Consider the following 12,777-nt stretch of genomic DNA (forward strand, 5'->3'; position numbering starts at 1 on the left):
TACGCAAGAAGCGCGGCCCGGCCGGTGGTAAAATCCGCGTTTTTGCCCGGACCGCTCGCCATGACCTCCACCGCCTCGACTCCCGCAATTTCGCCCACCCTCTCGGCCCTGTCCCCGCTCGACGGCCGCTACGCGTCGAAAACCGACAAGCTGCGCCCGATCCTGTCCGAGACCGGCTTCATGCACCACCGCGTGAAGGTCGAGATCGCGTGGCTGCAGGCGCTGTCGCAGGCCGGCTTCGCCGAGATCAAGCCGTTCTCGCTTGAGGCGAACGCTCACCTCGAGCGCATGGCCGCGGATTTCAGCGAGCAGCACGCGGCGCGCATCAAGGAAATCGAAGCGGTCACCAACCACGACGTCAAGGCGGTCGAGTACTGGCTCAAGGAGCAGGTCAAGGACGTGCCGGAACTGGTCGCCGCGAGCGAGTTCATCCACTTCGCCTGCACCTCGGAAGACATCAACAACACCTCGCACGGCATGATGCTGAAAGCCGCGCGCGACGGCGTGCTGCTGCCGGCGCTGCAAGCGATCATCGCCAAGCTGACCGAGATCGCCCACACCAACGCCGCGCTGCCGATGCTGTCGCGCACCCACGGCCAGACCGCCAGCCCGACCACCCTGGGCAAGGAATTCGCCAACGTGGTCGCGCGCCTGCAACGCGCCGTCAAGCGCATCGCCGACGTCGAGATCCTGGGCAAGATGAACGGCGCCGTGGGCAACTACAACGCCCACCTGTCGGCCTACCCGGAATTCGACTGGCCAACGTTCTCGAAGAACGTGATCGAACAGCGCCTGGGCCTGACCTTCAATCCGTACACGATCCAGATCGAGCCGCACGACTACATGGCCGAGATGTTCGACGCCATCGCCCGCACCAACACGATTTTGCTCGACCTGAACCGCGACATCTGGACCTACGTCTCGCTGGGCTACTTCAAGCAGAAGCTGAAGGCCGGCGAGATCGGTTCGTCGACCATGCCGCACAAGGTCAACCCGATCGACTTCGAGAACTCGGAAGGCAATCTGGGCCTGGCCAATTCGGTGCTGCGCCACATGGCGGACAAGCTGCCGGTGTCGCGCATGCAGCGCGACCTGACCGACTCGACCGTGCTGCGCAATATCGGCGTCGGCTTCGGCTACGCCCTGCTGGCCTACGACAGCTGCCTGCGCGGCCTGAACAAGCTGGAAGTCAACGCCGCGCGCCTGGAGCAGGACCTGGACGCCAACTGGGAAGTGCTGGCCGAGCCGGTGCAGACCGTGATGCGCCGCTATGGCGTCGCGAATCCGTACGAGCAGCTGAAGGAACTGACCCGCGGCAAGGGCATCACCCGTGAAGCGCTGCGCGAGTTCATCGGCACGCTGGCGGTGCCGCAGGAAGCCAAGGACTTGATGCTGGCGATGACGCCGGCAAACTACACGGGTCTGGCGGCGAAGCTGGCTGCGGAGATCTGATGCGGTTGGTGGGGTTCGCGCACACGCCGCCAACCCCACAAGCACCGCTAGCCCAGAGACCGTCATTCCCGCGCAGGCGGGAATCCAAGCCCTTTGCGTAAACTTACGTCAAACGCAGTGGGCGCTCAAGCAAACTTGGATTCCCGCCTGCGCGGGAATGACGGTTTTTCATTTAACGAAGGAATGAGGTCGATCGGTGCAATGACGTACTGCCCACCTCAATAATCCCACCTTACCTTCACCCCCACCCTGCGCTCGAACACTGTCCGGTACATCGCCGTCCCGAACTCCGTATGCCCGCCAGTCAGGTTCTCCCCGAACACCGACAACGCCAGCCCCGGCCTTAAGCGCCAGCCGAAGCGCGCATCGAGCGCTGTGTACGAATCCACGCCGGACGCCGGCATCTCTCCCACCCGCCGCAGCGTGACATCCACCTCGCGCGCATCGTCGATGTTATAGCTCGAACGCAGCTGCCAGGTGTGCGACGGATCGCGCCGTGACGCCGCGGAGCCGTCGGGATCGGTGCTGCCCGGTTTCAGCCACAGGCGCTGGTGCAGCGCGGTCAATCCGGCCGACAGGCGCCAGCGCGGCAGCGGCTGCCAGCTACCCCAGGCTTCGATGCCGCTGGCGCTGCCTTCCATCAGGCTGCCGAACACCAGGTAGCTGCGCGTCGGATCGAGCTCGTCGGTGCGCAGGTGGTCGTAGTCGTGATGGAACAGCGTGACCGAATACGACAGCGCCGCCGCCGGCTGGCCGCGATAGCCGAGCTCGACCACACGCGCCACCTCGCCCTGCACCTGCGGCCCGCCGCGCAATATATAAGGCGGCTGGCCCGGCACCCAGGCGTCGACGTCGAGCCGCGCCGGCGCGCGCACCGTGCGCGCGGCCGAGGCCCACAGGGCGTGCTGGGGCGAGACGCGCCACGACAGGCGCGCGCTGGGCAGCCATTCGACGCCGGTGTAGTGGTTGTACTCGGCGCGTCCGCCCAGCACCAGGCGCCAGTCGTCGCGCAGCGCGATCTCGTCCTGCACGAACAGGCTGGCCCAGCGCTGGGTGGTGTCGGCCGGCAGGAAGGCGACGAAGGGACTGTTGTCGACCCGGTCGCGGCTGACCCGCGCGTTCGCGCCCCACACCACGGCATGGCGGCCAACCGCGGGCAGCGTGTGCTGCAGCTGGACGTCGGCCGTGCTCAAGCGCTCGGCGAACAGCGGCGGCGCCTTGCGCAGCGTGTGGTCGAGGTAAGCCTGCACCGCGACGGCGCCGCCGTCGCCCAGCGCGCGCTGCCAGCGCAAGGTGGCGTTGGCGCCGTCGGAATGCACGCGTCCGAACAGCGACGGCCCGCCCGGCGTGGCGATCTCGCCCGGCGCCGGCTGGTCCATGCGGCCTTGATAAACATTGCCCTGCAGCGTGAAGCGGTCGGCGCCGCTTTCCCAGTCGGCGCGCGCCCCGGCCAGCGTACGGCGCCAGCGGTCGTCGATGCGCCCGCCGCCCATCGCATCGCTGTCGCCATCACTGTCACTACGGCGTCCATATTGGCCGAAGGCGCGCCAGGCCACGCCGCCCTCCGTCGTGCCGCCCTGGCGGAAAGCGGCGCCGGCGCTGCCGTCGTTGGCGCCGTGCAGCGCCAGCATGCTGCCCTGGGTGTCTTTCGCCGAGCGGCTGATGATGTTGATGACGCCGTTGACCGCATTCAGGCCCCACAGCACCCCGCCCGGACCGCTGACCACTTCGATCCGCTCGATGTCTTCCAGCACCACGTCCTGGGCGTCCCAGAACACGCCCGAGAACAGCGGCGTGTACACCGGGCGGCCGTCGATCAGCACCAGCAGCTTGTTGGACAGCACGCTACCGCCGCTGTTCAGGCCGCGCGCGCTGATCGAATAGCCGTAGCCGTTGATGCGCGCCACGTGCAGGTTGGGCGCCAGGCGCAGCGCTTCCGGCAGGGTGTCGGCGCCGGAACGGCGGATGTCCTCCGCCCCGATGACGAACACCGCCGCCGGCGCATCCTGCAGCCGCTCGGGACGCTTCGAGACCGAGGTCACCTGGATATTGGCCAGCTCTTCGATCGACAGGTCGGCCAGGTCTTGCCCGTCCTGAGCCTGCGCCCCCATGGCCGCCGCCAGCAGCGGCAAGGCCAGGCCGGCCGCCAGAATGCGCTTCCCGGCCCGGCCCATGCGGCCGTCCCGACCGCAGGAACGGCCGCGGTGTTCATTGATAAATGTGCTCATGCGCCGATTTTACATTCGGCCCAGCAGGATGGTGCACGTTTCACAACACCATGCTACTGTTCAAGGCGAAATGAGGGCGAAAAGACACTCGGCAGCACGGTCATGGCTTTTTTGATATAGTTGGTTAGTTCTAACTCGTACAAGTTTCCAAACTACAATCATGCGCCGCTATACGCTCCCTGCGATCGTGCTGCACTGGCTGATCGCCATCGCGATCATCGGGACCTTCACGCTCGGCCTGGTGATGACCGACATCCCCGGCATCACGCCGGCCAAGCTGCGCTACTACAACTGGCACAAATGGGCCGGCGTGACGGTGCTGCTGCTCGCCGCGTTGCGCCTGCTGTGGCGCCTGGCGAATCATCCGCCGCAGTACGCCGACGAGATGCCGGCCTGGCAGCGCGGCGCCGCCCACGGCCTGCACTGGCTGTTATACCTGTTGATGTTCGCGGTGCCGGTATCCGGCTACCTGTACAGCCTGGCGGCCGGTTTCCCGATCGTGTACTTCGGCGTGCTCGAACTGCCGGTACTGATGGGACCCGACCCGGCGCTCAAGGTCACGCTGCTGGCCGTCCATTACTGGCTCAACATGCTGCTCGCCGCCCTGGTCGGCCTGCACGTGCTGGCCGCCTTCAAGCACCTGCTGGTCGACCGCGACGGCGTCATGCAGCGCATGCTTCCCATTTCCATTCGTAAGGAGAATCCATGAAACCGTTCAAGTCCCTGCTGCTGGCCGGGCTGGTCCTGGCCAGCGCAGCTGCCAATGCAGCCGTGCTCAAGACCGACCCGGCGCGTAGCAGTGTCGCGGCCGTGTTCAAGCAGATGAACGTGCCGGTCGAGGCGCCGTTCCGCACCTTCACGGCCCAGATCGACTACGACGCCGCCAAGCCGGCCGCCTCGAAAGCCAGCGTCGAGATCAACACCGCCAGCTTCGACATCGGCGACGCCATGTACAACAAGGAAGTGGCCAAGAAGGAATGGTTCAACTCGGCCCAGTTCCCGAAAGCGACGTTTGTCTCGACCGCCATCGCGCCCGCCGGCGCCGGCAAGCTGAACGTGTCCGGCAAGCTCACCCTCAAGGGCAAGAGCGCGAATGTCACTTTCCCGCTGACGGTCAAGGCCGAAGGCGGCAAGCAGGTCTTCGAGGGCCAGTTGCCGATCAAGCGGCTGGCGTTCAATATCGGCGAAGGCGAATGGAAGGACACCAGCATGGTCGCCGATGAAGTCGTGATCAAGTTCCGCATCACCGCAGCACCGTAATCCGTTCAACTCCAACCCACAGGGATAGTACCTATGAAAATCAAGCACATGATCGCGGCCGCCGCCGCCCTGGCCGCCAGCACCGCCTTCGCCGCCCCGGTCACCTACGACATCGAGCCGAACCACACCTACCCGAGCTTCGAAGCCGACCACATGGGCCTGTCGGTCTGGCGCGGCAAGTTCAACAAGTCGAGCGGTAGCGTGACCATCGACCGCGAAGCCAAGACCGGCTCGCTCGACATCACCGTCGACATCAACAGCATCGACTTCGGCCACGACAAGATGAACGAGCACGCCAAGAAGCCGGACATCTTCGATGCCGCCAAGTACCCGACCGCGACCTTCAAGTCGACCAAGTTCAACTACACCGGCGACGTGCCGACCTCGGTCGACGGCCAGCTGACCCTGCACGGCGTGACCAAGCCGCTGACCCTGAAGATCGACAAGTTCAAGTGCATCATGCACCCGATGCTGAAGAAGGAAGTCTGCGGCGCCGACGTGAGCGGCACCTTCAAGCGCGACGACTTCGGCATCAGCTTCGGCCTGCCGAACTTCTCGCCGGAAGTGAAGCTGGCGATCCAGGTGGAAGCGGTCAAGCGCTGATCGTTTGCGCGCACGCCGCAACAATAAAAAAACCCCTGCCGGTATCAGCCGGCAGGGGTTTTTTTCATCGTTGGCGCAAACGCAAGGCGGACGGACGAATCGCCCGCCCGCCTTCCGTCTTTAACGGCCGTCGCGGTCGAAGTCGCCCGGAATCGCGCGCTCGACGCGGTGCCAGCCGGCGCGGGTTGCGAACTTGGCCTGCTCCCAGTTCAGGCGCGACTTGCCTTTCACGCGATCCCACTCGTTCGACAGGCTGCTTTCATTGGCGTCGTAGCCGCCCTGGTACTTGCCGGCGTTGTTGTAGCCCAGCGCATACGCCGGCTCGTAGTCGTCATAGGTGTAGCCCGGCGAGTAGTACGGCTGGGTCTGGTACGAATTGCGCCAGTACTCGTTCTCTTCGTGCGGGTTGACCATGTGGCCGACGCCCTTGCCGGCGGCGCCGCCGACCATGCCGCCGATCGCCGCGCCGGCCGCCACACCCAGCGGACCGGCCGCCGCGCCAACCACCGCGCCCACGGTGGCGCCGGCGCCGCCGCCGACACCTTGTGCCAGGTTATGGTCGTGCAGTTCGTCGGTGGCTTTCGGATTGACCACTTCTCCCGCGCCACGGCCGGCCGCGCCGCCCGCCAGGCCGCCGATCACGGCGCCGGCCGCCATGCCGATCGGACCGCCGACCGCGCCGACCGTCGCACCGGCGACCGCGCCGCCGCCGGCGCCCACGCCCTTGGCCAGGTGGTGTTCGGCCAGGTCGTCGCCGGCCTTCGGATTGACCACTTCGCCCACGCCCTTGCCGGCGATGCCGCCCGCGATGCCGCCGACCACGGCGCCGGTCACGGTGCCGATCGGGCCCGCCGCAGCGGTGCCGATCGCGGCGCCGGTGGCCGCGCCGCCCAGCACGCCGACGCCGGCGCCGATCACGTGCGAGCCGCCCTGCTCGGTCCACGATTTGTGGATGTGGGCCGCGTCTTCGTCGTTGCGGGCGTTCACGCCCATCACGATGCCGCCGTTCTTGATGCCTTCTTCATAGTGCGCTGCGCGTTCCTCCGGAATGCCGGCGCCGATCAGCGCGCCGATCAGGCCGCCGGTGATGCCGCCCGCGCCGGCGCCGGCCAGCGCTGCCGCCAGCGGACCGGCGACGACCACGCCCAGGCCCGGCAGAACAAGCGTGGTACCCACGGCCGCGATACCGGCCAGCACCGCGCCGATGGTGCCGCCGATACCGGCGCCGATGCCGGCGCCTTCGGCCGCCTTGCTGCCCAGTTCCGTATCTTTGTCGGCAAAGTGCGTGGTGCGGGTGCTGTCCGACATCAGCAGGTTGACGTCGTCACGGGTGTAACCGCGGTCGTGCACAGTGCCGTAAGCGCGCTCGGCGCTGGCGCGATCCTGGAACAGGCCGGTGACCATGCGCGGGTTGCCGGTCTGGGTGCCGTAGTTTTGCTTGTTCTCGTAGCTGCTCATGACGAATCCTTTCAAATGGTTTCGGCCGGCGTCCGCTCGCGGTCGCCGCCTGGGACATTCACGATATGCCCCGTGTCCAGATGGCTCTGTTCGATGACGCACCCAGCCCGTGGATTGCAATCAAGTCATGCTGAGGCCGAGAACAGCGATGCAAATTCGGCATCTAACGTTCGTTGCCGCACCGACCTGAAGAGGACCGGTATCTAGACTTTTCTCCATGGCCACGGCAATCAATCGGCCTGGGGTATGTTTTCAAACTTATGGAGGAAGAACCATGTTATTCATTATCTGGATCGTCGTCGGCGGTATCCTGGGCTGGCTTGCCAGCATGGTCATGAAGACCGACGCAGAGCAAGGCATCATCCTTAACGTCGTGGTTGGTATCGTCGGCGCCTTCCTGGGCGGCTGGCTGCTGTCGCCGCTGTTCGGCACCGGCACCATCAATTCGGACGATTTCAGCGTCGCTTCGCTGCTGGTCTCGTTCCTCGGCGCCGTCATCCTGCTGGCTATCGTGAACCTGCTGCGTCGCGGTCGCGTTCGTTAATGAGAGCGGATCTTCACCTTTAAAAAAACCAACGCCGCGTGCGTTGGTTTTTTTTCCTCCACGGTTTTACTGATGAGCTCAAAAATGTTCTGGACAGTGCTGGTCACCGTCGCCGCCACGCTGGTACTGGGCGTCCTGGCACTGAATTTCATGCCGGGCGAAAAACAGATCGAACGGCAACTGATCAGGCAATACGACACCCACGACCCGCAATTCCGGCGCTCGCTCGGCGTCCTGCTGGGCCCCCCCATCCTTGAAGGCAACAAGGTCGAGGCGCTGATCAACGGCGACCAGATCTTCCCCGCCATGCTGGCCGCGATCCGCGAAGCCAAGGAAACCATCACCTTCGAGACCTACATCTACTGGTCCGAATCGATCGGCAACGAATTCTCCGCCGCGCTGGCCGAACGTGCCCGCGCCGGCGTCAAGGTGCACCTGATGCTCGACTTCATGGGCAGCATGAAGATGGACAACAAGCAGGTCGACGAGATGAAGAAGGCCGGCGTGCAGGTGCAGCGCTACCACAAGCCGGTGTGGTGGAAACTGGCGCGCATGAACAACCGCACCCACCGCAAGCTGCTCGTCATCGACGGCAAGATCGGCTTCACCGGCGGTGTCGGCATCGCCGACCAGTGGCGCGGCAATGCCCAAGACGAGAATCACTGGCGCGACAGCCATTTCCGCGTCGAAGGCCCGGTGGTCGGCCAGATCCAGGCCGTGTTCAACGACAACTGGACCAAGGCCACCGGCGTCGTGCTCGACGGTCCCGGCTACTTCCCGGAACTGACGCCGAAAGGCACCATGCCGGCCCAGATGTTTTCCAGCTCGCCGACCGGCGGCAGCGAGTCGATGCACCTGATGTACCTGATGGCGATCACCGCCGCGCGCCACACCATCGACCTGTCGGCCGCCTATTTCGTGCCGGACGACCTGACCATCCGCACCCTGATCGCGGCCGCCAAACGCGGCGTGCGGGTGCGCCTGATCACGCCGGGCCCGATCATCGATTCCGACCTGGTCAAGGCCGCCTCGCGCGACCGCTGGCCCGAACTGCTCGACGCCGGCGTCCACATCGCCGAGTACAAGCCGACCATGTACCACGTCAAGACGCTGATCGTCGACAACCTGCTGGTGTCGGTCGGCTCGACCAACTTCGACAACCGCTCGTTCAGCATCAACGATGAAGCCAACCTGAACGTGATGGACGAAGGGTTCGCGCAACAGATGACCGACATCTACGAAGAAGACTGGTCGCACGCCACCCCGGTCACCGAGCACAAGTTCGCGCAGCGCCCGTGGTACCAGCGCGTCAGCACCTGGGCGGTATCGCTGATCGACGAGCAGTTGTAATGGGGTTTTAACAGTTAGACAAAAAACTGGTCGAAGCTGCGCGAAAAACTTCATGGTGATGAAGTCTGTTTCGCTTGATGGTCGAGCCGGGCATCAGCGCTGACTTCGAACCATTCATCGCCAGATGCAGTACCGGCACACGCTCGGTATGAAAGGCCGAGTCTCGGTTCATGGTTGATGCAAGCTGGATGCAAGGCACATTTGACTACATTACAGTGGGAACCACGAGCCGTTTGCCCAGTCTGACAAAAAACAGCTTCTGCGCCCCGAGCCATCTGTATCGTGGACTAAGCCATCGGGAATCTGCCATGTTCCTGGCCCATCGCTTTCAGCTCGACCCAAATAATGTTCAAGAGACCTACTTGTCCCGCGCAGCGGGCACGGCCCGGTTTGCCTATAACTGGGCACTGGCCGAGTGGGGGCGGCGATATGCGGCGTGCAAGGCCGACCCCAGCCTGCCGCTTCCAAACGAAGGAGCACTGCGGCGCCAGCTGAATGCAATCAAGCGCGACTGCTTCCCCTGGATGCTCGAAGTAAGCAAGAATGCGCCGCAGATGGCGATCATGCAATTGGGCCGAGCATTCCAGAACTTCTTTGAAGGACGCGCACGCTATCCAACTTTCCGGCGCAAGGGGCGTGATGATCGGTTTACATTGACGAACGATCAGTTTCGCATTGAAGGTCATCGTATCCGTATCCCGAAGCTGGGATGGGTCAGGATGCGCGAATCGCTGCGCTTTGCGGGACGCATCGTGTCCGCATCCATTTCACGCATTGCAGAGCGCTGGTATGCCAGCATCACCGTCGAGACAGCAAATCCGATCCTGCCGTATTCCGATAGCCAAGGGGCGGTAGGAGTGGACTTCGGCGTCACGACACTGGCAACGCTATCGACCGGTGAAACGGTGACCGGACCCAAGGCATTGCGTACCTTGCTTGATCGCTTGCGGCGCCTGTCACGCGGCTTGTCGCGCAAGGTCAAGGGTTCACGCAACCGGGCCAAGGCGAAGGTGGCACTGGCGAAGCTGCATGCAAGAATTGCCAACCTCCGGCGCGACAGCCTTCATAAGCTCAGCAGCATCATCACGCGCCGCTTCGATACCATTGGCATCGAAGACCTGAACGTCAAGGGCATGCTTGGCAACCGCAGGCTGTCACGCGCCATCGCCGATATGGGGTTTAGTGAGTTGCGCCGCCAGCTGGCGTACAAGGCGGCGCAACGCGGAAGACAAGTAGTGGTGGTGGATCGCTGGTACCCGAGCAGCAAGACATGTTCATGCTGTGGCTATCTGCTCAAAGAACTCGACTTGGGTGCACGCCACTGGACGTGCCAGGGTTGCGGGACGCAGCATGACCGTGATGTGAATGCCGCGGTCAACCTGAGGAATATGGCGGTCAGTTCGACCGTATCGGCCTGTGGAGGGGAAGGCGCTGGCCCTGTGCATCAGGCACAGGGTGAAACCGGCCCCGGCAAAGCAGGAATCCAACAGCAAGCTAGTGTCGCTTAAGGATGGTTAGCGATGTTTCGCTTTGCGTAAGTTTGGAGGAACGGTGATGTTGTATTTGCGCGCTCGAAATACTGGTTGACGATCCGACACAGGATTAACGATACTCATGGATGCTCTTTGACTCCATGAGTCCCCTTCCCAACCAAGATTGATGCGCATGAAAAAGACCCTTCTCTCGCTCGCCATCCTGAGCAGCTTCGCCGCCCACGCGGACGAAGGCATGTGGATGCCGCAACAGCTGCCACAAGTAGCCAAGCAACTCAAAGCCGCCGGCCTCAAACTGGACCCGGCAAGCCTGACCAAACTGACCGAGTTCCCGATGGGCGCGATCGTGAGCCTGGGCGGCTGCTCGGCTTCGTTCGTGTCGCCGCAAGGCCTGGTGGTGACCAACCACCACTGCGTGTACAACAGCGTGGCGGTCAACTCGACGCCGGAACGCGACCTGCTGAAAAACGGTTTCCTGGCCAAGACCATGGCGGAGGAACTGCCGGCCGCGCCGGGCAGCCGCGTCTACGTGACCGAGGAAGTGGCGAACGTCACCGACCAGGTCATCACCCCGGAAGTCGCCAAGCTGAACGGCAAGGCGCGCATCGACGCCATCGAGAAGAACCAGAAGACCCTGGTGTCGGGCTGCGAAAAAGACGCCGGCTACCGCTGCACCGTGGCCAGCTACTACGGGGGCCTCGAGTTCTACCGCCTGAAGCAGCTGGAAATCCGCGACGTGCGCCTGGTGCACGCGCCGGCAGCCGGCATCGGCAAGTTCGGCGGCGACACCGACAACTGGATGTGGCCGCGCCACACCGGCGACTACGGTTTCTACCGCGCCTACGTGAGCAAGGATGGCAAGGCCGCCGAGTTCTCGAAAGATAACGTTCCCTACCAGCCAAAACACGTGATCAAGATCGCGAAAGAAGGCTCGAAGGAAGGCGACTTCGTGATGGTGCTGGGCTACCCGGGCCGCACCAACCGCCACCGCCTGCCATCCGAAGTCGCGTTCACCTTCGACTGGAACTACCCGGCCTTCGTGCAGGCGTCGGGCGAGACCCTGGCGATCATCGACCGCGAGACCAAGAACGACCCGGCCGCCAAGCTGAAGTACGCCGGCCAGATCGCGGGCGTGAACAACTACTACAAGAACCGCAAGGGCATGCTGACCTCGTACGGCGACAGCGACTTCCTGCAGCGCAAGACCGCCGAGCACAATGCAATGAAGGCCTGGGTCAACGCCGATCCGAAACGCAAGGCGCAGTACGCCGCCGACATCGAAGCGGCCGAACAGCTGATCGCCCAGCGCGACGCCGGCACCAAGAAAGGTTTCTACCTGACCTACGCCCAGCCGCGCTTCCTGAGCTCGGCGCGCAGCCTGTACCGCCAGGCCAACGAACGCGCCAAGCCGGACACCGAGCGCAAGACCGGCTACCAGGAACGCGACCTGCCGCGCCTGACCTCGGTCGTCACCGGCCAGGACCGCACCTACGACGAAAAAGTCGACAAGGCCATCGTCCTGAACTTCCTGACCAAGTACAACGCGCAGCCGGCCGCCGAGCACGACGCCGCCTTCGACGCCGCACTGGGCATCCGCGCCGGCATGAGCGAAGCCGAACTGAAGGCCGCACTGGACCGCATCTACGCCGGCTCCAAGCTGGCCGACAAGGAAACCCGCACCGCGTGGCTGAACAAATCGCCGGCCGAGTTCAAGGCCTCGAACGACAGCTTCATCAAGGCTGCCGTGGCGATGTATGACGCCGACATGAAGGACGAAGCCAAGGAAGAAGAACTGGCAGGCAAGATCCAGCAGGCGTATGGCAACTACATGCGCGCCAAGATCGCCTACATGTCTAGCCGCGGTCAAGCGGTCTATCCGGACGCCAACTCGACGCTGCGCGTGACCTTCGGCAAGATCGCCGGCCGCGACCATGGCGCCGACGGCACCGGTTCGTGGACCGCGTTCACCACCATCAAGGGCGTGGTCGCCAAGCACACTGGCGAAGGCGAATTCGATGCCCCTGCCGCCCAGCTGGCCGCGATCAAGACCAAAAACTTCGGCAAGTATGCCGATCCGAAGCTGAAGACCCTGCCGGTGAACTTCCTGGCGACGCTGGACATCACCGGCGGCAACTCGGGCTCGGCCGCGCTGAACTCGAAGGGCGAGCTGATCGGCCTGGCCTTCGACGGCACCCTGGACTCGATCATCTCGGACTGGGACTTCAACGTCGCCAACACCCGCTCGATCCAGGTCGACACCCGCTACATGCTGTGGAATATGAAAGAAGTGGACAAGGCGGATAACCTGCTGAAGGAAATGAACGCGCTGTAATCGCAGGCGCTGTCGCTTCCGGCAAAGGCCGCGCTACCGCAAGGTGCGCGGCCTTTT

General features: G+C 64.0%; 10 protein-coding genes. 8 read left to right on the forward strand and 2 right to left on the reverse strand.

The genetic code is table 11. The features are described 5' to 3' along the window. Window positions 1-60 precede the first annotated feature (60 nt). Window positions 61-1,452 carry an adenylosuccinate lyase gene (gene purB, locus QPK27_RS09880; RefSeq protein ID WP_290418050.1) on the forward strand — a complete coding sequence of 464 codons (1,392 nt, stop codon included), beginning with the start codon at window positions 61-63 and terminating at the stop codon, window positions 1,450-1,452. A gap of 218 nt (window positions 1,453-1,670) precedes the next feature. Here purB and QPK27_RS09885 read toward each other — a convergent pair whose 3' ends face one another. Next, window positions 1,671-3,680, reverse strand: a complete 2,010-nt coding sequence (locus QPK27_RS09885) for a TonB-dependent siderophore receptor (RefSeq protein ID WP_290418051.1) — start codon at window positions 3,678-3,680, stop codon at window positions 1,671-1,673. A 160-nt stretch (window positions 3,681-3,840) separates the two neighbouring features. On the opposite strand from QPK27_RS09885, the gene QPK27_RS09890 reads away from it, so the two are divergent. The 3 genes from QPK27_RS09890 to QPK27_RS09900 are packed head-to-tail and all read left to right on the forward strand — an operon-like array spanning window position 3,841 to window position 5,543. Further along, complete coding sequence (locus tag QPK27_RS09890) at window positions 3,841-4,389, forward strand: cytochrome b (protein ID WP_290418052.1); 549 nt, start codon at window positions 3,841-3,843, stop codon at window positions 4,387-4,389. Then, window positions 4,386-4,940 carry a YceI family protein gene (locus tag QPK27_RS09895; RefSeq protein ID WP_290418053.1) on the forward strand — a complete coding sequence of 185 codons (555 nt, stop codon included), beginning with the start codon at window positions 4,386-4,388 and terminating at the stop codon, window positions 4,938-4,940. Before QPK27_RS09890 ends, QPK27_RS09895 begins: the two co-directional genes overlap by 4 nt. A 33-nt stretch (window positions 4,941-4,973) precedes the next feature. Then, window positions 4,974-5,543, forward strand: a complete 570-nt coding sequence (locus QPK27_RS09900) for a YceI family protein (RefSeq protein WP_290418054.1) — start codon at window positions 4,974-4,976, stop codon at window positions 5,541-5,543. 120 nt (window positions 5,544-5,663) lie between these two features. On the opposite strand, the gene QPK27_RS09905 is transcribed toward QPK27_RS09900, so the two are convergent. Beyond that, on the reverse strand, window positions 5,664-7,001 hold the full coding sequence (locus QPK27_RS09905) for a hypothetical protein (protein WP_290418055.1): 1,338 nt from the start codon (window positions 6,999-7,001) through the stop codon (window positions 5,664-5,666). A 274-nt stretch (window positions 7,002-7,275) separates the two neighbouring features. Between QPK27_RS09905 and QPK27_RS09910 the strand changes: the two genes are divergently transcribed. The 4 genes from QPK27_RS09910 to QPK27_RS09925 all read left to right on the forward strand — a co-directional run bounded on the left by QPK27_RS09910 (window position 7,276) and on the right by QPK27_RS09925 (window position 12,720). Further along, window positions 7,276-7,545, forward strand: a complete 270-nt coding sequence (locus QPK27_RS09910) for a GlsB/YeaQ/YmgE family stress response membrane protein (RefSeq protein WP_005664749.1) — start codon at window positions 7,276-7,278, stop codon at window positions 7,543-7,545. A gap of 72 nt (window positions 7,546-7,617) precedes the next feature. After that, entirely contained in the window at window positions 7,618-8,895 is a 1,278-nt protein-coding gene (gene cls, locus QPK27_RS09915; protein WP_290418056.1) for a cardiolipin synthase, read from the forward strand. 308 nt (window positions 8,896-9,203) lie between these two features. Then, window positions 9,204-10,403 carry an RNA-guided endonuclease TnpB family protein gene (locus tag QPK27_RS09920; protein WP_290418057.1) on the forward strand — a complete coding sequence of 400 codons (1,200 nt, stop codon included), beginning with the start codon at window positions 9,204-9,206 and terminating at the stop codon, window positions 10,401-10,403. A gap of 157 nt (window positions 10,404-10,560) precedes the next feature. After that, entirely contained in the window at window positions 10,561-12,720 is a 2,160-nt protein-coding gene (locus QPK27_RS09925; RefSeq protein ID WP_290418058.1) for a S46 family peptidase, read from the forward strand. Window positions 12,721-12,777: the final 57 nt, after the last annotated feature.

The organism is Massilia sp. YIM B02443, assembly GCF_030411955.1.
In the GTDB taxonomy this organism is placed as follows: Bacteria; Pseudomonadota; Gammaproteobacteria; order Burkholderiales; family Burkholderiaceae_D; genus Telluria.

What these genes read in the sequence shown, in the direction of transcription:
- QPK27_RS09905 (WP_290418055.1), bottom strand. Translation starts at nt 7,001, where the DNA reads ATGAGCAGCTACGAGAACAAGCAAAACTACGGCACCCAGACCGGCAAC.
- QPK27_RS09885 (WP_290418051.1), bottom strand. Translation starts at nt 3,680, where the DNA reads ATGAGCACATTTATCAATGAACACCGCGGCCGTTCCTGCGGTCGGGAC.
- cls (WP_290418056.1), top strand. Translation starts at nt 7,618, where the DNA reads ATGAGCTCAAAAATGTTCTGGACAGTGCTGGTCACCGTCGCCGCCACG.
- purB (WP_290418050.1), top strand. Translation starts at nt 61, where the DNA reads ATGACCTCCACCGCCTCGACTCCCGCAATTTCGCCCACCCTCTCGGCC.
- QPK27_RS09900 (WP_290418054.1), top strand. Translation starts at nt 4,974, where the DNA reads ATGAAAATCAAGCACATGATCGCGGCCGCCGCCGCCCTGGCCGCCAGC.
- QPK27_RS09890 (WP_290418052.1), top strand. Translation starts at nt 3,841, where the DNA reads ATGCGCCGCTATACGCTCCCTGCGATCGTGCTGCACTGGCTGATCGCC.
- QPK27_RS09910 (WP_005664749.1), top strand. Translation starts at nt 7,276, where the DNA reads ATGTTATTCATTATCTGGATCGTCGTCGGCGGTATCCTGGGCTGGCTT.
- QPK27_RS09920 (WP_290418057.1), top strand. Translation starts at nt 9,204, where the DNA reads ATGTTCCTGGCCCATCGCTTTCAGCTCGACCCAAATAATGTTCAAGAG.
- QPK27_RS09925 (WP_290418058.1), top strand. Translation starts at nt 10,561, where the DNA reads ATGAAAAAGACCCTTCTCTCGCTCGCCATCCTGAGCAGCTTCGCCGCC.
- QPK27_RS09895 (WP_290418053.1), top strand. Translation starts at nt 4,386, where the DNA reads ATGAAACCGTTCAAGTCCCTGCTGCTGGCCGGGCTGGTCCTGGCCAGC.